The sequence below is a fragment of the Sphingopyxis sp. 22461 genome, assembly GCF_052044915.1.
Lineage (GTDB): Bacteria > Pseudomonadota > Alphaproteobacteria > Sphingomonadales > Sphingomonadaceae > Sphingopyxis.
The window spans coordinates 63,279-85,296 of record NZ_JBQENY010000010.1; the positions used below are offsets into that span (position 1 = coordinate 63,279).

The 22,018-nt window shown below is 62.1% G+C and carries 26 protein-coding genes; 14 read left to right on the forward strand and 12 right to left on the reverse strand.

The window, feature by feature from the left end; genetic code table 11:
- Window positions 1–20 precede the first annotated feature (20 nt).
- The 10 genes from ACTJI5_RS16955 to ACTJI5_RS17000 form a co-directional block, all read right to left on the reverse strand.
- Entirely contained in the window at window positions 21–767 is a 747-nt protein-coding gene (locus ACTJI5_RS16955) for an IclR family transcriptional regulator (RefSeq protein WP_440861158.1), read from the reverse strand.
- Between the two features lie 22 nt (window positions 768–789).
- Window positions 790–1,179: a nuclear transport factor 2 family protein gene (locus ACTJI5_RS16960; RefSeq protein ID WP_440861159.1), complete on the reverse strand. Its 390-nt coding sequence runs from the start codon at window positions 1,177–1,179 to the stop codon at window positions 790–792.
- Window positions 1,176–2,300 carry a cobalamin-independent methionine synthase II family protein gene (locus ACTJI5_RS16965; protein WP_440861160.1) on the reverse strand — a complete coding sequence of 375 codons (1,125 nt, stop codon included), beginning with the start codon at window positions 2,298–2,300 and terminating at the stop codon, window positions 1,176–1,178. The genes ACTJI5_RS16960 and ACTJI5_RS16965 overlap by 4 nt, the downstream gene beginning before the upstream one ends.
- A 316-nt stretch (window positions 2,301–2,616) precedes the next feature.
- Entirely contained in the window at window positions 2,617–3,021 is a 405-nt protein-coding gene (locus ACTJI5_RS16970) for a hypothetical protein (protein WP_440861161.1), read from the reverse strand.
- Window positions 3,022–3,034: 13 nt separating this feature from the next.
- Entirely contained in the window at window positions 3,035–3,973 is a 939-nt protein-coding gene (locus ACTJI5_RS16975) for a Gfo/Idh/MocA family oxidoreductase (RefSeq protein WP_440861162.1), read from the reverse strand.
- A gap of 26 nt (window positions 3,974–3,999) precedes the next feature.
- Window positions 4,000–4,869, reverse strand: a complete 870-nt coding sequence (locus ACTJI5_RS16980; protein WP_440861163.1) for a class III extradiol dioxygenase subunit beta — start codon at window positions 4,867–4,869, stop codon at window positions 4,000–4,002.
- Between the two features lies 1 nt (window position 4,870).
- Complete coding sequence (gene ligA / locus ACTJI5_RS16985; RefSeq protein ID WP_440861164.1) at window positions 4,871–5,293, reverse strand: protocatechuate 4,5-dioxygenase subunit alpha; 423 nt, start codon at window positions 5,291–5,293, stop codon at window positions 4,871–4,873.
- Complete coding sequence (locus ACTJI5_RS16990) at window positions 5,290–6,315, reverse strand: amidohydrolase family protein (RefSeq protein WP_440861165.1); 1,026 nt, start codon at window positions 6,313–6,315, stop codon at window positions 5,290–5,292. The genes ligA and ACTJI5_RS16990 overlap by 4 nt, the downstream gene beginning before the upstream one ends.
- Window positions 6,312–7,190 carry a DUF1932 domain-containing protein gene (locus ACTJI5_RS16995; RefSeq protein ID WP_440861166.1) on the reverse strand — a complete coding sequence of 293 codons (879 nt, stop codon included), beginning with the start codon at window positions 7,188–7,190 and terminating at the stop codon, window positions 6,312–6,314. Before ACTJI5_RS16995 ends, ACTJI5_RS16990 begins: the two co-directional genes overlap by 4 nt.
- A 71-nt stretch (window positions 7,191–7,261) precedes the next feature.
- Window positions 7,262–8,428, reverse strand: a complete 1,167-nt coding sequence (locus tag ACTJI5_RS17000) for a LysR family transcriptional regulator (RefSeq protein WP_440861167.1) — start codon at window positions 8,426–8,428, stop codon at window positions 7,262–7,264.
- 95 nt (window positions 8,429–8,523) lie between these two features.
- Here ACTJI5_RS17000 and ligK point away from each other — a divergent pair, with 95 nt between their 5' ends.
- The 8 genes from ligK to ACTJI5_RS17040 all read left to right on the forward strand — a co-directional run bounded on the left by ligK (window position 8,524) and on the right by ACTJI5_RS17040 (window position 15,537).
- Window positions 8,524–9,198 carry a 4-carboxy-4-hydroxy-2-oxoadipate aldolase/oxaloacetate decarboxylase gene (ligK, locus tag ACTJI5_RS17005; RefSeq protein ID WP_440861168.1) on the forward strand — a complete coding sequence of 225 codons (675 nt, stop codon included), beginning with the start codon at window positions 8,524–8,526 and terminating at the stop codon, window positions 9,196–9,198.
- Entirely contained in the window at window positions 9,195–10,250 is a 1,056-nt protein-coding gene (locus ACTJI5_RS17010) for a 4-oxalomesaconate tautomerase (protein WP_440861169.1), read from the forward strand. Before ligK ends, ACTJI5_RS17010 begins: the two co-directional genes overlap by 4 nt.
- Window positions 10,247–11,137, forward strand: a complete 891-nt coding sequence (locus ACTJI5_RS17015) for an amidohydrolase family protein (protein WP_440861170.1) — start codon at window positions 10,247–10,249, stop codon at window positions 11,135–11,137. Before ACTJI5_RS17010 ends, ACTJI5_RS17015 begins: the two co-directional genes overlap by 4 nt.
- A 137-nt stretch (window positions 11,138–11,274) precedes the next feature.
- Window positions 11,275–12,552, forward strand: coding sequence for an aminodeoxychorismate synthase component I (pabB, locus tag ACTJI5_RS17020; RefSeq protein ID WP_440861171.1), 1,278 nt, complete (start codon window positions 11,275–11,277; stop codon window positions 12,550–12,552).
- 329 nt (window positions 12,553–12,881) lie between these two features.
- On the forward strand, window positions 12,882–14,075 hold the full coding sequence (locus tag ACTJI5_RS17025) for a DUF932 domain-containing protein (RefSeq protein ID WP_440861172.1): 1,194 nt from the start codon (window positions 12,882–12,884) through the stop codon (window positions 14,073–14,075).
- A gap of 58 nt (window positions 14,076–14,133) precedes the next feature.
- Window positions 14,134–14,544, forward strand: a complete 411-nt coding sequence (locus tag ACTJI5_RS17030) for a hypothetical protein (protein ID WP_440861173.1) — start codon at window positions 14,134–14,136, stop codon at window positions 14,542–14,544.
- Window positions 14,538–14,774 carry a hypothetical protein gene (locus ACTJI5_RS17035; protein WP_440861174.1) on the forward strand — a complete coding sequence of 79 codons (237 nt, stop codon included), beginning with the start codon at window positions 14,538–14,540 and terminating at the stop codon, window positions 14,772–14,774. Before ACTJI5_RS17030 ends, ACTJI5_RS17035 begins: the two co-directional genes overlap by 7 nt.
- A gap of 61 nt (window positions 14,775–14,835) precedes the next feature.
- Window positions 14,836–15,537: a hypothetical protein gene (locus ACTJI5_RS17040; protein WP_440861175.1), complete on the forward strand. Its 702-nt coding sequence runs from the start codon at window positions 14,836–14,838 to the stop codon at window positions 15,535–15,537.
- Window positions 15,538–15,566: 29 nt separating this feature from the next.
- Here ACTJI5_RS17040 and ACTJI5_RS17045 read toward each other — a convergent pair whose 3' ends face one another.
- Entirely contained in the window at window positions 15,567–15,758 is a 192-nt protein-coding gene (locus ACTJI5_RS17045; RefSeq protein ID WP_440861176.1) for a hypothetical protein, read from the reverse strand.
- Between the two features lie 261 nt (window positions 15,759–16,019).
- Between ACTJI5_RS17045 and ACTJI5_RS17050 the strand changes: the two genes are divergently transcribed.
- The 5 genes from ACTJI5_RS17050 (at window position 16,020) to ACTJI5_RS17070 (ending at window position 20,111) form a co-directional block, all read left to right on the forward strand.
- Window positions 16,020–16,559 (forward strand): hypothetical protein, encoded by a 540-nt coding sequence (locus tag ACTJI5_RS17050; protein WP_440861177.1) that lies wholly within the window; start codon window positions 16,020–16,022, stop codon window positions 16,557–16,559.
- Window positions 16,560–16,715: 156 nt separating this feature from the next.
- Window positions 16,716–17,363 (forward strand): hypothetical protein, encoded by a 648-nt coding sequence (locus tag ACTJI5_RS17055; protein WP_440861178.1) that lies wholly within the window; start codon window positions 16,716–16,718, stop codon window positions 17,361–17,363.
- A gap of 11 nt (window positions 17,364–17,374) precedes the next feature.
- The gene (locus ACTJI5_RS17060; protein ID WP_440861179.1) at window positions 17,375–17,833 is read left to right on the forward strand and encodes a hypothetical protein; all 459 of its coding nucleotides are present in this window, start codon (window positions 17,375–17,377) and stop codon (window positions 17,831–17,833) included.
- Window positions 17,834–17,887: 54 nt separating this feature from the next.
- Complete coding sequence (locus ACTJI5_RS17065; RefSeq protein ID WP_440861180.1) at window positions 17,888–18,370, forward strand: hypothetical protein; 483 nt, start codon at window positions 17,888–17,890, stop codon at window positions 18,368–18,370.
- A 79-nt stretch (window positions 18,371–18,449) separates the two neighbouring features.
- The gene (locus tag ACTJI5_RS17070) at window positions 18,450–20,111 is read left to right on the forward strand and encodes an ATP-binding protein (RefSeq protein WP_440861181.1); all 1,662 of its coding nucleotides are present in this window, start codon (window positions 18,450–18,452) and stop codon (window positions 20,109–20,111) included.
- Between the two features lie 52 nt (window positions 20,112–20,163).
- Here the strand turns inward: ACTJI5_RS17070 and ACTJI5_RS17075 are convergent, their stop codons facing one another.
- Window positions 20,164–20,439, reverse strand: coding sequence for an HU family DNA-binding protein (locus ACTJI5_RS17075; protein WP_440861182.1), 276 nt, complete (start codon window positions 20,437–20,439; stop codon window positions 20,164–20,166).
- 1,073 nt (window positions 20,440–21,512) lie between these two features.
- Here ACTJI5_RS17075 and ACTJI5_RS17080 point away from each other — a divergent pair.
- The gene (locus ACTJI5_RS17080; protein ID WP_440861250.1) at window positions 21,513–21,980 is read left to right on the forward strand and encodes a DUF736 domain-containing protein; all 468 of its coding nucleotides are present in this window, start codon (window positions 21,513–21,515) and stop codon (window positions 21,978–21,980) included.
- Window positions 21,981–22,018: the final 38 nt, after the last annotated feature.

Below are 22,018 nucleotides of genomic sequence, written 5' to 3' on the forward strand. Positions count from 1 at the left end.
CGACGCGGTTCGCGAAAGCTTCAGGCTCGGTTATCCGTCTGCAGCGCGCGCGCCGTGCCTCTCAGAAGTTCCATGATTCGCATTTCGGTTTCCGTATCCATGCGAAGCGACGGCGCCGCTACGCTGATCGCCGTGTCGTCGCTCAGCGCGATACTGAAGGCCGTGATACCAGACGTATACTCGTTGCGGGCCGCGGCAATGCCTTGGTCTCGCACTCCCGCGATCTCGTCGCGCAACGCCTTGCGATCGCAGATGGTCGCTTCGGTGAAGCGTTCCGGTTTCACCTTCGCGAAATATTGTTGCAGCTGCGCGTCGCTCATTCGAGCCAACAAGGCCTTGCCCGCGGCAACGCAGTAAAGGGGCGCGCGCGTGCCGACTTCGATGGCATAGCGGAGGGGCTGCGGCGTCGTTTCGGAAAAAACGGCTTCGACTTCCCAATCGACGAGCCGGAAAAGAGTGGCCGTTTCATTGAGGCGCAGTTGCAGAGCCTTGACCAGGGGGCGCGCCCGATCAAGCAACGAATATTCGCCGTTCGCGCCCCGCAATCGCTCAAGCCCCTGTCCAGCGACATATTGCCGACCGTCCCGCCGCAAATATCCGCGCTCAACCAGAGTTGCCAGAAGGTAAGACAGACTACTGACCGGAATCGCCAGCGCTGCCGCTATGTCCTGCGCAACTACGCCCGACGGACTTGCGACGACGAATTCAATGACGTCGAGCGTCCTCAAGGCAGATTTTACGCCGGCCTGCAGCCCAGTCGATGTCATTCAGTCCGTCCCATTTCGAAGTTCAATACGCCAGACTACCGCGGCGCTCGCCAAATTTCCAACCTCCCGCGGTTCGAACGAAGCGATCATGGAAGGAGCCCAGTTTTGGAGCGGCACCCTCGGTGAAAAGCGCGACGGCGCATTCTCCCCGCGCGTCGGTCTCATCGATCACATCGATGACAACATTGGTACATAAATGCCGCCCCTTTCGGCCGGGTCGCTCCTGAAACGCTGCCAGGATCGCATCGCGCCCCTCGATCCATATGTCCGGCGCCGACGGGCGAGCCATCCTTCCGTCGGCCGTATAGAGATCAGAAAGTCCGCACCAGTCGCCTGCATCGTTGAGATTGGCGTATTGCGCAACCAGTCGGGCGCAATCCTGCGCAATCGCGCGTCGGTCCTCGTCTCTCACAGGCGGCTATCCGCGATATCGGCGCCCTGACGCAAGGCAGCCAGCTTCTTCCACGCGACCGCCGGATCGACTTTGCCATAGCCCGCGAAGGTGCCGAAGCCGCAATCGGTGCTCGCCACCACACGATCCTTGCCGACGAAACCGGCGAAACGCTCGATCCGCTGCGCGATCAGCTCGGGATGTTCGACATAATTGGAGCAGCTGTCGATCAGGCCGGGAGCCAGGATCTTGTGATCAGGCAGGGCGGCGTCCCGCCAGACCTTCCATTCATGCTCGTGCCTCGGGTTCGCCGCCTCAAACAGAATCGTGCCGGGACGGGCCGAAATAACGATATCGACGATCTTCTCGAGCGCGATATCGTGATCATGCGGGCCTTCATAATTGCCCCAGCAGACGTGCATGCGCAACCTATCGGGCGGGATATTCGCGGTGGCCGCATTGAGCGCTTCCACATTGGCCGCGGCGGTTCGCAGAAACTCCTTCTCGCTCTGATCCTGATAGCCGGTGTGCCGCGACATGGCGAGGTCTGGGCAATCGAGTTGCAGATCGAACCCCGCCTCGACGATGGCCTCATATTCCGGGCGCATTGCATCGACAATGTCGGCCAGATAGGCCTCGTGCGTCGGATAATGGCGATTGACCTGAAACGCCGTGATCAGGCCGGGCGAGGCCGAATTCATGAATGCGCGCAAGCCCTCGCCCTTTCGATCCAGCGCGGTCCTCAGTCGCCGAATATCGTCGTACAGCGGCTGAAGACCGACAAGGCGAACGGGGCCGATACAGGACGCCCGCGTGAACTCCTGGGTGCCCATGATCGCCGACAGTTTCCTTGATAAATCGGGATGGGAGGCGAGGTCCGCGGCGGGCCGACGTTCGACATGGCCGCCAAAACCCTCCAGGCGCTCGATCATGTAGGTTGAATAGCCGATCTTGCCGAGCTCTCCGTCGCTGACGATCGATATGCCGGCCGCAGCCTGATCGGCGATGGCCGCATCGACGGCGTCTTGCACCACGGCGTCGAAGACATCGGAGTCATAGGGCTGGCCCTTGTCGCGAGCCAGGAGCAACGGCGTCAGGAGATCGCCCCTGGGAAGGCTGCCGACATGTGTGGTTGCGATCATCTCTCTATCCCTCTCGTTGATACCACCCTCCTGCCACAGTTTCTCATTTGCGGACAAATCATAAATGTGAAATTAGCTTCTTTGCTGATCGATTACCTCGCAGATCATGGGTCGCCCCAAATCGCTCCCTGGGGAGAAGCGGATTGTCGCGTCTGGCAGGCGTCTTCGACGCGAAGGGCGCACTCGATCCTCGTCCAAGCGCACGGGCTGCGTGAGCGCGGGACGTGGCGGGTCGGCGCGCAAGTCGTAACAAAAGGCGGTATCTCCCCTGCGGCTGGGAACCGTCTATTGCTTGAACAAACGCGAGGCTTAATACCTACTTCCTCTGGAGACGGCCGCTTTCATGGTCCGCGGCGAGCAACCGTAGCCAGGCCATGAACTCTTCGAGGCGCTGCTGCACATCGTTCGCCGACACATTGTAGGCGGCGGCGGTGTCCGCCTGCACCGCTACGGTCGGCCATTCTGCCTGATGTAGCGCGAGGCGCGAGCGCAAGGCGGAGAGGCGGTCGCGGATCATGGGGCCGTTGTCGAAGCCCGGCATATCGGTCAGGTCTGCGGTGATACGGATCATCTGACCGACATGGTCGCTCAACTCACGGCGCAGGGCGACCAATGTCCTGCGATCCTCGTCGAACCGGGTATGAGCGGCCCAGGACTGCATGGCTCTGCTGGTCCGCTCAAGTGCGTCGGCTTCGCGTAACAGAGCCTCGATCGCGGTCATCGTATCATTTGGATCAGAGGAGGCATTCGAGTTCGCCAAGAATCCTGTAGCAGTCGATCACCTGGCTCACGCTGGCGTTCGGCTCACGGCCCTCACGGATCGCTGCGATGAACTCGCGATTCTGTAATTCGATCCCGTTCATCGAAACATCGATCTGACTGACGTCGATCGGTTCCTCCTTGCCGGTCACGAGATCGTCATAACGCGCCAGATAGGTTCCGGTGTCGCCAATGTAGCGGAAGAAAGTTCCCAGCGGTCCGTCATTGTTGAAGCTGAGCGCGAGGGTCAGGATCTGGCCCCTCGCGGTCTTCATCTGGATCGACATATCCATGGCGATGTCGAGGTCCGGGTGATGAGGCCCTTCCAATATGTTCATTGCGACGAGCGGTTCGCCCGTCATATATTGGAAGATGTCGACCGTATGCGCGGCATGATGCCACAACAGATGATCGGTCCAGCTTCGCGGCTCGCCCTTGGCGTTGATATTCTTGCGACGAAAGAAAAACGTCTGCACGTCCATCGCCTGGATTGTGAACTCCCCGGCGTCGATCCGCTTCCTGATCCACTGGTGCGACGGATTGAACCGGCGAGTGTGGCCGACCATACAGACGAGCCCCGTTTCCTTCTGCTTGCGCGCGACCGCCTGCGCGGCGGCCCAGCTGTCGGCAAGCGGTATTTCGACTTCGACATGCTTGCCCGCATCCATCGCCCTGATCGCCTGCGCGGCGTGTAGCGGCGTCGGGGTAGCCAGGATCACTGCATCGATGTCGGCGCGTCCGAGCGTTGCGTCATAGCTGTCGCTCGTATCTGTGATACCATATTTGACGGCCAGCGCGTCGGCCTCGGCCTTCGACACGCTAACGATCGAGGCGATTTCGGCGCCGTCGATCGCCTTGAAGGCATCGAGATGCTTTTCAGCGAAGGCCCCGGCACCGATAAGCGCAATACGCATGGTCAAATCTCAATTTCCGATGTGTGTCAGGCGGCCGCGGCAGTGTCTGTCGCGCTCGGCACCGGCTCCAGGACCATGTGCCCGATCGCGGTGTTGCTGCAGGGAATATGGTAATGGCGATGCAGGCAGCGCGTTTCCTTGCCGAGCGCGCCGCGCATGATGAGCCACATTACCATCTCGATGCCCTCCGATCCGGTTTCGCGAAGATATTCGATATGCGGAATCCAGCGGTTGGCATCGCTCTCTCCGATCAGCCCGTCCATGAAACGATTGTCCCATTCGCGATTGAGCAAGCCGGCACGTGGACCCTGCAATTGATGGCTCATCCCACCGGTGCCCCATATCTGAACATTGAGGTCCTCGGGGAAGCTTTCGACGGCACGCGCGATCGCCTCCCCAATCGCCCAGCAGCGATTGCCGGTGGGCACGGGATAGGTGACGACGTTCACCGCGAAAGGGATCACCTTGACCGGCCATGTCCCCGGCGTGCCGAACATCATCGACAAAGGCACGGTCAGGCCATGATCGACGTCCATCTCGTTGATGATCGTCATGTCGAATTCGTCGAGGATCAGGCTCTGCGCGATATGCCAGGCGAGCGCGGGATGGCCTTCCACGTCGGGAACGGGACGCGGACCCCATCCTTCGTCGGCGGGGATGTAGGATTCGCCGCAACCGATCGCGAAGGTGGGAACGATCTTCATATCGAAGGCCGTCGCATGATCATTGAAGACGAGAATGACGACGTCGGGCTGCTGTTCCCGTTCCCACGCGCGGGTCCATTCATAACCGCGGAAGATGGGGCCGAAATAATCGTCCCCCGTCTTGGCCTGATCCACCGCAACGCCCAGGAGCGGCACATGGCTGGATCCGACGCCTGCCGTAATGCGCGCCATCTCAATATCCTCCTTTGATGGACCGGTTTCCCTCGGGGGAGCGTCCGCCTTGCAACATCATCTCTCGATATTGGGGGAAGCTCATGTCGGTCATCGTCGAGACCGCCTCGGCGAACGGTATGCCGTCGGTCGAGAACAGCTTCGCGAGGAAATAGACGTTGCCGCCGAGGTCAAGCAAAGCATTATAGTCGCGCCGCAGCAGCGCGTCCTTGGCCTCCTCGCTCAGACGCCACCCAGCGAGATAGGCCCGCTCGTCGGCGCGGAAAAGGTCGCGATTCTCTGCCTTCATCAGACTCATGGCGAACTGGTTGATGTGATAGCCCTTTTGCGCGCGTGCGGCGGTGAATATCCGCGTGCCGGGAATATCTTCCAGTTCGGCAAGATATTCGTGAATGTTCGGCCGAGGGTCGCCAGAGTCGGTCATAGTCCTCTTTCCTTCAGCTTGGCGTCGAGGCGGGGGAACACCCTGCGGGCGTTGCCCTCGAAGATCGCGTGCCGCTGCGCCTCGCTGATATCCAGGGCATCGACATAGCGCTTGGTGTCATCGAAATAATGTCCGGTCGTCGGGTCGATGCCGCGCACCGCGCCGACCATTTCGGACCCGAACAGAATGTTCCTGGTCTCGATCACCTTGGCCAGAAGGTCAATGCCGGGCTGATGATAGACACAGGTGTCGAAGAACACATTGTTCATCAAATGGGTATCGAGCTGCGGGCGTTTGAGCATGTCGGCGAGGCCGCGATAGCGTCCCCAGTGAAAGGGGACGGCGCCGCCGCCATGCGGAATGATGAAGCGCAAGGCCGGGAAGCGGCTGAAGAGGTCGCCCTGCAGCAACTGCATGAATGCAACCGTATCGGCGGCGAGGTAGAAGCCGCCCGTGGCGTGCATCGCCGGGTTGCAGCTGCCCGAGACATGGATCATCGCCGGCACGTCCAGCGCACACATCGCTTCGTAGATCGGGAACCAATATTCGTCGGTCAGCGGTGGATGTGCGAAATGGCCGCCGCCCGGATCGGGATTGAGATTGCAGCCGACGAAGCCCAGATCCTCGACGCACCGGTGCAGTTCCGCGACGCTCGCGCTTAGGTCCGCCTTGGGACTCTGCGGCAGCATACATGCGCCCACGAAAGTCTCAGGATAAAGCTGCGTCACCCGATGGACGAGATTGTTGCAATGCGTCGCCCAGGCTGCGCTGACTTGCTGATCGCCAACATGGTGAGCCATAGCCGAAGCACGCGGACTGAAGATCGTAAGGTCAGCGCCGCGTTCGCGGACGAGTTTGAGCTGGTTCGACTCGATCGTCTCCCTGACCGCGTTGTCGGGAATGTCGGGGTAGGGGGGCGGGGCCGCACCCGCCCTGAACGCTGCCTTCTGCTGCTCGCGCCAGGCATCGTGCGCCTCGGGCAGAACGGTATAATGGCCATGGCAGTCGATCACGAGCGTCATGCAGCTTCACTTTTCGATGGTCGGGTTGCGGCTATTCGAGCGGAAAGTCCGTCAGGGGGCGAGTTGACGCCCAGCGCGCCGATTTCGCGCTGACGAACCGCGGTGCCGCGGGTCATGACGCTCCCCGTCCCGAGGGCGTCGAGCGTCCGGACGACTTCATCCATCTCGGCCGCGCGGCGCACACCATGCACGAGCATCCGGTCGAGATTATACGCCGCGCGCCCGGCCCAGGGGAGGGACTGCTCGCTGGCGTCGAGCGATGCGAGGACTTCGTCGAGGACTCCTGCCTCCTCGGCCGCGCATACGCATTCGGCGGTGAGCGCCTCCATGCCCTTGACGATAACCGACCGGATCATCTTGATCGACGAGGCGCGCCCGACGACCTCGCCGACGACCTGGACGTTGGAGAAGCCGAGAGTGCCGAGCTGCCTGGCCGCGCGACGAGCGGCCCGCCCGCTCAGCAGGATGGGAACCGCAAGGCGCGCCGGCTCGACTGGCGCCATGATCGCCATATCGACATAATGGCCGCCCGATTCTTCAACGATGCGCGCCGCGGCGCGCTTGGTGTCGGGCGCGACGCTGTTGCCGTCGCAATAGAGCGCGGCGGATCCCAAGTGCGGGGCGCTTGCCGCCGCGGCGGCCACGGTCTGGTCCGCTGTGACAAGCGAAAGGATGGTATCGGCGCCCATGACCGCGTCCGCGGCGCTTTTCGCGACCCGCAGACCCGCCGCCCCTATATCGGCGAGCTTGGCCTCGCGTGTCGCGGGATCGTCCACCTTCCGGTCGTAGGCGGCCGCGGCGACAGCGCGCCATCCAGCGCGCGCGAAGCTTCCCGCTGCTTCCCCGAATCCGATGAGGCCGACATCTTGCGTCATGCGAACGGCTATTGCGTCTCGCCGACGACGGAGCCAATCCGAATTGCATTGTTGCTATTAGTGTTTGCGAACTAAGCTGGGCCGGGCGGCTTGCCGGGCGCCGCTGCGTTAAGGCATGCGAGAAACATGTCCTGAGCCTTTGTCGGCCGCCAGTCCTCGCGAACAGTCACTCCGATGGTCCGGGCAAGGTCGCCGGGTGCCGGGCCTATGATAGCCAGCCAACTGGCGTCGATTTCCGCCGCTACCTGATCGGCCGAAAGCAAAGTCAGATAATCGGTGCGAATAAGGAGCTGTCGTATCGTCATCGCCGAACCGCATTCGATCGCGACATGCGGCAGCGCGAGGCCGATCGTCTCGAACATGCGCTTCCACAATCGCCGGAGCGGTGTGCCCTCCGACGGCACGATCCAGGGGAATTGCGTGATTTCCAAAGCTGTGGGCGATCGCGTGGTAGCTGCCAGAGGATGGCCGTGGCGGGCGACGATGACCGGACAATCGTCGAACAGCTTCGTGCTCGAAAGGCCCGGCACCTCCCCTGATCGCAATGCGCCGATCATCAGATCGATCCGTCCGTTGCGAAGCGGTTCGACGAGCTCCGAATGCGAGCCTTCGACGATTTTCAGATCAATGTCCGGATGACGGCCATGAAAGGCGCATATGGCTTCGGGAAGGATGCGTGCTCTCGACAGCGGCATGGCACCGATCAGGATCCGGCCTTGCTCGCGCCCCAGCAGCGCCGACAGTTCGAAAAGCGCGGATTGAATTTCCGCGACCCCCAGCGCGAGCGACCGGGCGATCTCGGTTCCGCGTCGCGTCAGGATCAGTGCACGGCCGCGCCGATCGAGCAGGCGCACGCCGGTTGCCCCAGACAGATCAAGGATCGCTCGATGGAGCGAGGCTTTCGATAATCCGGTCAGCTCGCTGGCTGCCGAAAAAGTTCCCATCTCGACATAGGCCAGGAAGGCGCGCGTCTGTGCGCTGGTTACCCGGCTGGTTCCCATCAGACGCAGCGCCTGCGCGGCGCGGTCGCCGATGATACGCCCCGCGTCGGTGGGGACCATGCCATCGGGCTGCCGCACGAAGAGCGTGGCCGCCAGTTGCCGCTCCAGCTTGGCGATCGCCTGGCTGATCGCCGGTTGTGTCAGATGAACCAGCTGGGCGGCCTCGCTGACCGAACCGGCTTTGACCACAGCCGCGACAGAAGCCAGGTGACGGAAATTCAGATCATAGGGCGTCATCTTTCATCGTTAGCACATCCTTATAGCTCAGCCAGCCATCGAATTGGCATGTCGAAGCGTCCGGGACCAACGAGGCATGAGCAGGAGGCCAGACAATGAGCGGCGTTGTAGTCCAGACGATCGAGCGGGCGGGTCATGATGTGGTCGATGGGCTTGCGGCGGCCGGCGTCGCGACAGTCCACGAGGCCCAGAGGCGTACCGGCCTGCTAGCGAGCTATATGCGGCCGATCTATCGTGGCGCACGGATCGCGGGCACTGCCGTGACGATCAGCGCGCCGCCCGGCGACAATTGGATGGTGCATGTCGCGATCGAACAACTCAAGGCCGGGGACGTTCTGGTGCTCGCGCCGACATCGCCTTGCGACGACGGATATTTTGGCGATCTGCTGGCGACGTCGGCGCAGGCGCGGGGATGCCGGGGACTGATTATCGATGCCGGCGTTCGCGACATACGCGACCTTGCCGAGATGCAGTTTCCGGTCTGGTCGAAGGCCATCTCCGCGCAGGGCACGGTCAAGAATACGCTGGGCAGCGTCAATATACCTGTCGTGTGTGCGGGTACCGTCGTGCATCCCGGTGATGTCATCGTTGCCGACGATGACGGCGTGTGCTGCGTGCCGCGCGAAACGGCTGCCCATGTGCTCACGCAGGCGCGGATGCGCGAGGCCAACGAGGCCGACAAGCGCGCCAAGCTGGCATCCGGCGTCCTTGGACTCGACATATACCAGATGCGCGAGCGGCTCGAAAAAGAGGGGCTGAAATATATATGAGTGCGTCGGTACGCTGCATGTGGATGCGCGGCGGCACGTCCAAGGGCGGCTACTTCCTGGCGGATGATCTGCCCGCCGATGTCGCGGCCCGCGACGCATTTCTCCTGCGCGCGATGGGATCGCCCGATCCACGCCAGATCGACGGAATGGGGGGTGCCGATCCACTGACGAGCAAGGTCGCCATCGTGCGCAAATCGGACAGGGCGGGTGTCGATGTCGATTATCTGTTCCTTCAGGTTTTCGTCGATCAGGCGCTGGTCAGCGACGCGCAGAATTGCGGAAACATCTTGGCAGGCGTGGGGCCGTTCGCCGTCGAACGCGGGCTTATTGCGGCGGCGGGCGAGGAAACGCCCGTCACCATCTTCATGGAAAATACCGGGCAGATCGCAGTCGCGACCGTCCAGACGCCGTCGGCCATGCCTCGCTATGATGGCGATGCCGCTGTCGATGGCGTGCCCGGCACGGCGGCGCCGATCCCGATCGAATTTCGCGACACGGCTGGTTCGAGCTGCGGCGCGCTCTTGCCCACCGGGAACATAGTCGACGAGATCGACGGCATCCGGGTCACGCTGATCGACAATGGTATGCCTTGCGTCGTGATGAAGGCCACCGATGTCGGCGTCACCGGCTATGAGGATCGCGACAGCCTCGACGCGAACATGGACCTCAAGGCCAGGATCGAGGCGATCCGCCTCGTGGTTGGCGCGCGAATGAACCTCGGCGACGTACGCGAGAAATCGGTGCCCAAGATGATGCTTGTCGCGCCGCCGCGCCACGGCGGCGCCGTCACCGTCCGAAGTTTCATCCCGCATCGCGCGCACGCGACGATCGGCGTCCTCGGAGCGGTCAGCGTGGCGACCGCGTGCCTTATAGAAGGCTCGCCGGCGGCCGAAGTCGCCGATATTCCAGCGGGAATGCGCAAGACGCTTTCGATCGAACATCCGACCGGGGAGATGAGCTGCGTTCTTGATCTGGGTCCTGGGGGCGAGGTCGTGCGCGCCGCGCTACTTCGTACGGCGCGCAAGCTGATGGACGGGGAAATCTTTGCATGAAGGGCGAACATAATCGGGTGAAAAGCTGGCACGACGCGCCGACCAAGCCGCGCTTCGTCCCGCCGCGAGGTGCGGTCGATGCCCATTGTCACGTGTTCGGGCCGATGGCGCACTTCCCGTTCAGCGCGAAGGCCAAATATCTGCCGCAAGACGCCGGACCGGAAGACCTCTTCGCCCTGCGCGACCATCTGGGCTTCGCGCGCAACGTGATCGTGCAGGCCAGCTGTCACGGAACCGACAATCGCGCGACCCTGGATGCGATCGCCCGGTCGGAAGGCCGCGCCCGAGGCGTGGCGGTGGTGGATCCCGATATTTCCGGCGCCGAGCTGGCCGCTCTGCACGAACAAGGCGTGCGGGGTATCCGCTTCAATTTCCTGAAACGCCTCGTCGATGATACGCCGAAGGACGGGCTTCTGGACGTCGCGTCGCGTCTTCCCGCCGATTGGCACGTCGTTGTCTATTTCGAGGCAGACATACTGGCCGATCTGCGGCCTTTTCTTGCCGCCATCCCCGTGCCCCTGGTCATCGATCATATGGGTCGGCCCGATGTTGCCCAAGGTCCGGACGGTCCGGACATGCGCGCCTTCCGGTCCTTGCTCGACAGCCGGGGCGACATTTGGTTCAAGGCAAGCTGTCCGGATCGTCTCGACCCGGCGGGCGCGCCCTGGCATGATTTCGTGCGCAGCGTGGCGCCGCTCGTGGCGGACTATCCCGACCGGGCCTTGTGGGGCACGGACTGGCCGCATCCCAATATGCAGGCCGCGATCCCCGACGATGGCGCCCTGGTCGATGTCATCCCGTACATCGCGCCGACGGAGGCACTGATCCGCCGCCTTCTGGTCGATAATCCGATGCGCCTCTACTGGCCGGAACTGGTCGGCCGCTGATCGATGACCGCTTTGCAATGCCTCTTGTCCGCAGCTTCGCCCGGGCGATTCGGGCTGGCAGCCATGTTCGCCGCAAGACGGCCGCTGGCGTCCTGGGCTGAGCTGCCACGCTACGCGAACGGTGCTGCGCGTCGCCGATGAACGCGACGCCGCCGCCCGGCAATGATCGGCCCTTTCGCGAAGCGATATCGGCGCGGCCTCGGGGGTGGTTCGGTGAGCCGGAGGGTGCGGACAATGCCGAGAGCGGCACTCCGGGGGCAATGCGGGGCAGGCTGGCGGATATTCTTTCACATGCCTCTGCGACCGAAAGTCCCTTTGCCTTGCTGGACGACCAACTGCGCGGGCGTGCGACGCTTTTCACTCGCCCGGTCCGCGTTTTCACCACGCACGATGCATCGCGTTTTCCTGCCATTCTGGACGATATGCGCGCAGCGCTTGCGAGCGGTTCGATCTTGGCCGGATTCCTTTCGTATCGTGCGGGATCATTATTCGATGCGGTCGCAACGGGACAAGTGTTGCTTCCCTCCGGGGTGACCGCGTGCCCGCTTCTGTGGTTCGCCGAATTCGAGCGTCAACAGGACGTCTTCACCGATCCTGCCGACCTGTCACTTCGCCCCACCAGGTTCGAGCCTGCCATCGCGCGCACCAATTATGAGGCAATGGTCGGCGCGGCCCTGGAACATATCCGGCGGGGCGATGCCTATCAGGTAAACCTTACCTTCCCCGCAACGGTTGCGATCGGAGATCCCATCGCATTCTATTGCGCGGTACGAGAGCGGTCCAGAGCACCCTATGGCGCGTATATCGACATGGGGGCGCGGCAAATCCACTCCTTTTCGCCGGAACTCTTCTTCCGGATGGAGGGGCGTCTGATCGAAACCCGACCGATGAAGGGAACCCGCAGGCGCGGATCCGGATCCGCCGCAGACTACGACAATGCGCGCGCGCTCTTCGCCAGCGCCAAGGAACGGGCCGAGAATCTGATGATAGTCGACCTCATGCGCAACGATATCTCGAAAATATGCGTGCCGGGCAGCGTTCGCGTACCCCACTTATTTGCATTGGAACCCTATCCAAGCGTCTGGCAAATGACGTCGACCGTGTCGGGGCGGTTGAAAGAGACGTCCGATGCGTTCGACGTTCTTCAGGCGCTTTTCCCCTGTGGGTCGATAACCGGCGCGCCGAAGATCATGGCGACGCACCTCATCGCGGCGCTCGAACAGTTCGACCGCGGGCTATATACCGGGGCCATCGGGATTATGGGAGGTGAAAACGCGACTTTCAACGTCGCAATCCGAACGATTGACCAAGTCGGAACCCAAGGCCGGGTCGACGTTGGCGCAGGAATCGTCGCTGACAGCCGCCCGCACGATGAGTGGCTCGAATGTCTTGCCAAGGCCGCCTTTTTGCCGTGACGCTGCGTGACTGAATGGCCGACGTCACCTTCGACGCTCGTGACCACACCGGCGCCATCGCAACGGTCGGTGCCGACAGCTTCCTGCACATTACCGACCGCAAAAGGGCGTCATCGCATCGGGAGGCGAGTAAAAAAGCTTGTCCGATATCGAGAATTCGGCAGCCGCCTGCCGGGGGGTGAAGGTTGCCGCCGTCGTCGGCGTCTTTCATCCAAAATGGGAGGAACGGCCGCTCAAGGGGGGCAAAAAAAAAGGGAGAGGGGGGTGGTCGGAGCGAGCTTGGCGCGAATGCGTCGCGGCTCAACCCCTTTCACTTCCGGAGATTTCCCATGACCCGTCTCGCTACCGTTGCCGACCGCGTGGTCGGCGGCGCCTATCGCGTCGATATATCCCGCGGCCACAATATCGACCGCGTATCCTCCGAGTGGTTCTCGCGCCCCGATGACGAGCGCTACCTTTCGCTGAGCGACCTGTACCACGACGTCCGCGCCCGCGCTGATCGGGCGACGACGCGCGTTGTCGACAGTAAGGCAATCCGCGTCGAAGCCTACAGCGACAATCCCGAGCGTCTCGCGCTGATTGTGCCTGATAGCGATCGACCCGTCGCACCGACCAACTGGTCGTTCGGCCAGTTATGCAGCCTCGTCGGTGCTCCGGCGTCCTACCTCCGCGAACTCCCGGCCGCGCTCGCCGGGATCAATCTCCAACATGGTCTTTTCGCGCACCGCGGCGAGCAGTTGAAGCTGCTCCAGGCTGAGACGGGGCGCACTGAGCTGCGAGCGGCGACCGGGCCGGATTATGGCCGCATCTGGGATCATGAACTCGTCGCCGCAGTCATGAAAATTGCCGGCGATGGCGTTGGACAGACGCGGTGGAAAGTCCCGGGCGTGCTGGACTGGTCGAGCATGTACTATAACCCATATGTCGATGTCACCAAGGACACGACAACGCTCTACGCTTCGGATCGTGACGTGTTTCTGTTCCTTGTCGATGACACGCACCCGATCGAGGCCGGAAAACTCCCCAACGGCGAGCCCGATCTTTATTTTCGCGGCTTTTACTGCTGGAATTCTGAGGTTGGCGCCAAGACGCTTGGCATGGCGACCTTTTACCTCCGCGCCGTGTGCATGAACCGTAACCTATGGGGCGTCGAGAATTTCGAGGAGGTCAAGATCCGTCACTCGAAGTTCGCGGCGAACCGCTTTGCTTATGAAGCAGCGCCCGCGCTCGAGCATTTCGCTGAATCCTCGCCGATGCGGTTTATCAGCGGTGTCAAGGCGGCGCGCGAGCGCGTCGTTGCCCGCAACGACGAGGACCGCGAGACCTTCCTGCGCAAGCGCGGCTTCTCGAAGGCCGAAACCGCGAAGATCGTGGCGACCGTGCTTCACGAGGAAGGTCGGCCGCCCGAGACCATCTACGATTTCGTCCAGGGCATCACCGCCTTCGCCCGTACCAAGGCGCACCAGGACAACCGGCTCGATGTCGAGCGCAAGGCGGGAAAGCTCCTCGAAACGGTTCACTGAACCCTCACCGCCGACGGGACCGCGGTCCCGCCGGCGTCCTCCGCTCAGGAGACGATCCATGACAGACCCACGCTACATCTTGCTCGGTGCGATGCAGGATCTGATGACGAACTATTTCCTCGACGAATGCGCGGCCAATATCGCTTGGGAGGATTTCGACACCGAGATCGACGCGCTGCGGACAACCGTCACCGACATCGCCGATGACCATTGCCGCGGGCCGCGGCCTGCGCTGCCCGCGCTCACAACCTATCTCGTCGACGTCGATTTCTTCAGCGGCGACGATCGCTTCGCGACAGAAGTCTATGCAATCGATGCCTCGACACCGGAGCGGGCACGAACCCGTGCGCTCGCGAAGTCGCTCGACAGCAGTTACAATGACCCGCGTATCCCCGGCCTCTGTCGAGCCGCGGTTGCCCGATCTACGGACGATCCGGCGACGCCACCGCCAGAAGAAATGCCATGCTGAATCCGTTTCAGCAGCTTTGCGCGCAAAGTTATGGCGGCGGCGATTTCGCGCATGTCGAAAGCGTCCCGCAAGCCCGTGAAACGGGTGATACGCTTTTCGCGTTTCTCATGATCGAGCTATCCGAAAGCGAGGGCTGCAAAACGCGCGAGGAAGCGGTGCGGCGTCTCGAAATGGCGATATCCGATATTCAATGTGTCATCGCTGCAGTCGATCGGAAAGCGGCCCGCTGACCGGGGAGCGTCAATCTGAAGCGTCGGCGAGCACTCGGCTATTTTTATACAGGATATTCCCATGTCGGAAGAAAATATGCGCGCCTTTGCGCAACTGCTCGCGCGCGCTCGCGCTGCTTTCGAAACTGCCACCGATCTTGACGATGCGGCACGCGAAGCCCTGATCGAAGACATCTCCGCATTCGAGGACTGCCTTGTGGAAGAACGGCTTCCCTGGCCAATCGAAGTCTATATCGGGACGATCGATCATCGACACGGGGTTAATCATTATGTCGCATTGACGCGCGGCCATCTGATAGCGGAAATCGCCGACTACTGCCGCGAATGGTGGGCGGAGATCGACGACAGGCGCGACCCGGCCCAGCTCGACGACGAGACGGTTGCCGACCGCTATTTCGACGATCATCCGAGTGAGTATCTCGTTACCGACCGCGTTCGTATCGAACCGATTCACATGGTCCGGCCGCTGCCGGATGTTGAAGCCGGGCGCTACTGTGTCCTCTCAACAGCGCATCTGTCGACTGCGACGGCTACCTTGCTCACCAAATGGTGCGCTGATGCTGGACCTGATCGGCCGATTAATGTGGCGAGCACCCTCTATGGATGGTTCGTCCCGACGCGCGAAAACGACGAAGCAACAGGGGCCTTGTTGCCCGCCGACCTTTCGAAGGCCATGCAATATGGCCGATCAGGCGGCTTCGATCATATCCTGTTCGATTGTGACGCCAGCGGGGTCGATAGCTTGCCGGCGTTCGACTGGTAATATTCAGGTCATTTGCAAAGCGAACGCGTTCAGCGCCTCTGACCTGTGCTCAGATATTCAAGCCGGTCGGCGGCGAGCTCAGCGATATTGGCTTGGATTACTAGGCTGCGTTCACGCAGCACGGCGCCCAGATCCCTGACCATGAGGATCAGGTCCGACGTCGCGACATTGCCGTCAAGCTGGCGCAGCAGGCTGCGCTCCTCTTCGTCGAGCTCTCGCATCATGATTCTCCCGTCGTCCCCCGCGTTAGAACAAGCGGGCAGGACTGAAGTCCCAGCCTCGGTAATGTCGCCTCATAGCATATCCGGGCTCGCCGTACTTCGTGCAAAAGCGGAGCGGGGGGGAGCGATGCGACGTGAGGAGGAACATCGCCGTGGACCGAACAATTTTTGAAACGCTCGCCGCCGAGGAAGGGCTGGGCGCCAGCTACCCAGATTCTCGTCCTGCTCGGCTCGCGCTGAATTTTCCAAAGGAGATATCCGGTGGCCAATCATTTTCTGGAGGCTTCGTTTCAGATACGGGTGTCGGCGGCCGAGGCCGCCTTGCTCGCAGAATGCTTCGAAGCCGCCGATATCATCAGCTCCGACTTCGTTGGAATCGACCACGAAGAACTCGATGCGGCCAAAATATGCTACGCGGTTCGCAGTGACGCGTTCCGCACGGCCTTCCCTAAGCAGGACAAGGAAGAAAATCCCTTCGCCACGTTTCTGGAACTTTGGTCCGACCCCGATTTTCCGAGCTTTAACGCTGACCTTTCCATCGGAGAAACCGACGCCGGTACGGCGCTGATGGCTTTGGTCAGCGGTTATCAGGTCGATGTCGAGGCGCTGGCGTGTTTGATCCAGACGGTTTGCAAATCCGCTCTGCCGTTCGCCTTCGAATGGGCGGCTCGCTGCGACAGGCTGCGGCCCGGCGAATTCGGCGGTGGCTATTTCGTGATTACCGAAACTGATATTTCAGGCGGCTCGACCGGCTGGCTGATGCAGCTGGCGCTCGAAGCCGCACAGGCTGACATCAGATGACGGCCAGTACGGTCGCGCTCAAAGCTCTCGGCTACCCGCCTCTGACTCTTCCAGCCTGATCCACGGCCGTGACGTCTGACCCGTATTTCGCTTGGTGAAGGGGGAGGGTGATTGTCGACGGGCGCATCGGGTGCCCGGACTGGAGGAGCCAATCCCATGGCCTATGATATCGCACTTCGCTTCCAGCAGGCGCTCGATCCCTCGAGCCTTGCAACGCTACCGGCCTGCCTTCACGCCCTGTCCGCCGCAATCGACGATTGCCGAAATGCCGGCAAAGCCGATGACAGCGATCCCGCCGTCATCCTGCTCGCGCGGCATCTCGGCATCCTCGCCGCTACTATCGGCGGAGGCGATAGCGGTTTGCGGCGCTTGTGCATGGACCAGATCGCCGACCTGCGCGGCAAACCGGCCTTGGTTGCGTTGGCTCACAAGGGGGTCGCATATGACGATTTGGCCAAACAGCAGTTTCACGCTGATGGCCGCAAGGCGCTCAAGCGCCTCGCCGCCGCTCTCGGACTGGCCGAGGGCAGCTATGACCTGCGTTCGAACAAGGGCGGGGTCGCGGTCAGCGGCGAGATCACGCTGCACGGCGACGAGGTCTATGTCCAGCTCGGCATCGGCTGCATGGGTCGGGGCCGAGAAGTCCTGTTTCGCCATGTCGTCGGCCGCAAGGACTATTGCGGCGACCGCAACCATTGGGCGGACATCGCGGAGCTGATGGCGCCCGACTGCTTGGCCGCGCGCATCCGCCGCGAGCTTCATCTTGCCGCGCCCGACACCGCGCCGACGCGGCTAGTCGCCTGAAGGGAACTCGCATGGAAATGATCATGTCCCGTTCTCGCATCGCGGGCGCGTACCCGCATTATAGCTATCGCGTGCTCGTGCCTGCCGAAGCGGTCACGGCCGAACGGCGCAGATTGTCAGGTACCATCGCCGGCCCGGATTGTGGGTCGGGTTCCTTGCGTCCGTATTGCGCGGCTGCTGGCGCCGACCATTATTACGCGATGCAGCATGCCGAGCGAAGCACGCTGGCGCCGCGTATCGGCAGGGCCGCGCGGCGGATCGAGGCGCTGATCATGCGAACCATCCTTCCCGAAATTGCGGCGGATTCGGCCCCTGTTGTTTTCGGGCTTGATTGCGAACCCGGCGATGCCTGCGCCTTGATCGATATCGACAACCTCAACGCCAGCTTCGATCGCATCGAGCCCAAGGCCGATATTCTCACGGCCTTCGATCTCGAACTTCGCCCGAGCGACTGCCGCCGGGACTCCTGATTCGATCACCACGCGCTTTTATCGCCCACCCGGCATCATGGAGGAGACGTCTTTATGACCGTCATCGGCCACAATCATATCCGCAAGGTCGAGTCTTTCGACGATTATGAAATCCTGGCGCATCCGCTGCCGAAGCGCGACGAGCGATCCTTCTACCCCGAGGATGGCGACAGCTTGCGCGTCGGTGTCACCTATGCCTCGCATGATGTGATGATTGCGAGGCCGACGGGCATCGGACGTGGCGGCAGGCTAGCAATCCTGATGCATCATGGCGGCGGCCGTCACGCCCTCGAATTTTACGAGGGTTTGCTCCCGGTTGCCACGGCGCTGCTTCAGCTTCCCGAACGCGAGCAATATGCACTCGCGTACACGATCTTCGAGCAGGCGGACGAATGTGCCGTCGGGGCGCGCAGCGCCGAAGCGCAGCGTTGGGCGGGCGCCTATTCCGACGGGCGAATTCGGACGCGCCAGCGCGGCCGTGCGCGTCATGTCTTCGTCGAAACCGAGGCCGAAAAGCTACTTCGACGCTCGAGGTAGAGCCAAAAAGGCGGAGGAAGAGATGGGGCGGTGATGGGCCCGAATGGAGGTTCCCCCCGAACTTGTCCGGAGATAGTCTATGAAACTTCCGACCGAAATCCAGCCCGCGGTTGGGCAGGCGCTGATCACCAAGGTATCCCGCCTGTTCAACGGGACGGCCAGTGATGTGCTAGGCGAGTTGTTTCAGAACGCCCGCCGGGCGAGCGCGACACGGATCGATGTTCGCATAGGCGAGTATGAAGGTCGCCCCGCATTATTCATCGCCGACGACGGGATCGGTATCGACGATCCGGCGTCCGTCGTCACCCTCGGCCAGTCGGGTTGGAACGCAGAGATTGCGCATCGCGAGGATCCTGCCGGAATGGGCGTTTTCAGTCTTGCCGGAAAGCGCGTGACTGTCCGCTCCTTCTCGAGGTCCGCGAATGCTGGGTGGGCAGTTACAATTCCGGAAGATGGCTGGGAAGGCGCTGGGCCACTCGCAGTTGGGTCGTCCGCGATTCTGAGGGGCACGCAGATCATCATCGCCGTGCCCGATGCTTGGAGGTCCAGCCTCGAAATCCGGCTCAGTGCTGCCGCGAAACATTTCCCCTTGCCGATCCGATTTCAAGGCGAGGTTCTGCCTCGCGAGGATTTCCTCGAACGGGCTTGCCGGGTCGAAGAATGGCAAGGATGCAGGATCGGCATTTTTCGGGCGAGCCCCCATGAACCGGCGGATACGCCGCGCATTAACTTCCACGGCGTCACGGTACCATGCCGCATGCCGGGCGTAAGGGAGATTGAGGCGCCGCAAAAATGGGCCGTCCGCATCGACATCGTCGATGCGCCCTCGCTTCAATTGGTGCTGCCCGCCCGCAAGGAGATGGTTGAGAACGCCGCCCTCGATGCGCTGCGCGCAGCAGCCTTAGCCGCAATTTACCGAACCATCGCCCTTGAGCGTGGGCATCGCCTGTCGTTTCAGGACTGGGAGCGGGCTGCCGGGCTCGGTATAGGCCTGCCCGAGGCCAGTCCGTGGCTCCATGCCTGGCTTCCGCGCACCGCTGAACATCGACATCGCGAACTGAGTGAACGCATCGCGGCCGTCCCCATGATCATCCTCACCGATCATGAACCCGACATCGAGCAGTGCGCGGCCGCAGTCTTGACAGAGGAGGCGCTCGGTTACCGTCCGGTTTGCGAGAATGACGCGTTCTCGGGCTATGATTGGTATGATAGCCTACCGCGGATTCCGAACCTCTCCGTTGCAGTCGAGAAGGACGGTTGGCGCCTCAGCTATTCCGATCGGTTACCGATCCCTCCGGATGTGGCATCCGGATATGTCGATCAGATTATGCTCGAGGTACCGATCATTGGCTCGGCCAAATCTGACGAACCTCACGCATTGCTCAGCTTTTCGCTCGACATGCTGGTCTGCGCCAATGGCGGTAGCGGTCTCGACGAAGCGCATGTTTTTGTCCGCGCCGAAGCCGGGGTCGAGCCATCGGCACTCGCGCACTTGATTGAAGCATGCTGTTTCTGCTTCTATGAGGACGGTGACTGCGACAGCTGGGATACCCAACATCGCGGCTTCGAGCGCGACGCGTGGGCGATAGCGAATGCCATAATTATCGGAGCGGACGACGCGATTCTCGAGCAAATCCGCTCAGTTTTTCTCGAAGAAATCCAGTATTTGATCCCGAAGGGTCGACAAATCACGTTGACAGCGTCGGCGAGCAGCCTCGCCGTAGCGTTCGCTGCGGCGTGAACGCGGACGCAGAAGAAGCGCGCGGCCGGATATCCACGCGCTCGCGGCGGGATTAGCCGTTTAGCTTGTCTTTCACCGCCTTGGCGAACGTGAAGGTCAGCTTCCTCGAGGGAGCGATCGGGATCGCCTCGCCGGTGCGCGGATTGCGGCCTTCGCGCGCCGGACTGTTTTTCACTTTAAACTTGCCGAAGCCGCTCAGCGCGACGTCATCGCCATTGGCGGCTGCGTCGGCAATGGCGTCGAACAGCGCGTCGATGATCTTGCGCGCATCGGCTTTCGTCGTACCGTGTTCGGCGGCGATTTTCTCCGCGAGATCATTGTTGTTCATGTCTCGATTCTCCCTCTTGTTAAGCCTTCGCGGCGCTTAGCCGTCGGCCACTTTCGCGTCATCCTGAAATTCGACATCGCGATTGCCGCGCCGCGCTTTTCGAGGGCGTTGACCTCGGTTCTTCGGTGAACACCGTAAAGACTGCACCGGAAATCCGACCAGCTCTCGCCGCAGCATGTGGTTGGCTCACGCCTTATTCGAACCCTCCCTATGATCGTAAAGGCTGCCTTGCCTGGGGACAGGCGAAGCGAGGGGCGGCAACCTCTGTCCTCGCCATTGACGTTCTGTGATCACAAGGGCTCCTCGACCCTTTCCTGTTCCTTGGCCAGTCTCGCTTTGACGACGATTGGGTTCCGGCGCGGCAGTCCATGCGCCCGCGGAGAATAGCCATGACAACACTGTCTCCCCTTCGTGCCCGTTTGGCTGGTTTCGAGCATGCCTATGCGGTTGCTGCACAGCGGCGCCGAGCGAGTGGCCGTCTGCAATTCGTCGTCGGCACCGACAATCCGCTTCAGCCGTTTCGAATCACGAGTTGCCCGCCGCGTCCACACGAGCGAGTGTTGATGCTCCTCGCCTGACGAAGGCTTCCCGTTCCCGCATTCTCTAATTCTCGCCAAGTTCATCATGTTCGCACCCGACCTGTCGGTGGGTGAGCTGGCTGGCGTGCGCGTCCCGCGGTGCCGCCCGTTGCCGCTGCGCCGGAAATGGGCGTTGGCAGAGCTCCGCACTGTCATCGATCGAAGCGCTGCAACCGCCCGCTCGATCTTATGTTGACCGCTGATATGGGGTCGAAGCCGGCGGCGCGCATACGCCCTGCCGGGCTCCAGATCATTCGCGCCATCCTGACGTTTCAATCGCGCCCGACACTCGCCGCCGCGCCCGGCGTGGTGGAGCTGCGGCGCACGCCTTTCATTGCCAGGAAACATCCAGCGACCTTCGGGGTAGAGGCTTCGATGTGAGCGCACGCATGCGCCGCCGCGCCGGGCAGCGTTGGTGGCTCTGGAGAGGAGAGGAGGATCGAAATGGGTGTCGCCGGGAAATGGTTCGCGCGCGACACTCGAAAGGTAAGTGTCATGAATATTGGTGAAATCCGGAATGTGAATGATCGTCTGACCGGTTCGATCGCGACCCGCACGATCGACCTTCCGCGCATCGGTCTGCGCAAGGTTGAAAGCATGAATCCGAAGGCTCCGGTCTACGAGGTGCTGGCGCTGAACGTCGCGCGGCGCTGGGTCCAGATCGGCGCGCTGTGGGAAGCTGCATCGAAAAAGACCGGCGAGATTTTCCTCGCCGGCAATATCGACGATCCGAGCCTTCCTGAACCGCTGCCGGTGGCGATGTTCCCGGTCGAGGACGGAGGCTACACCATCGCGTGGCGCCGCGAGACCGTCCGCGGCGATTTCGGCGGCGGTTTTGGTGCAAACACGCGCTCCTATGACGAGCGGCCGCAGACCGGCGGCTTCGGTGACAGCACCGCCGGACCGGCCGGCGAATTGGTGGGCGCCGGCGGCGATGTCGACGACGAGGTGCCGTTCGGCTGACCGGCGAACTGAACCGGGCTGGGGCGCGCAGCCGCGCG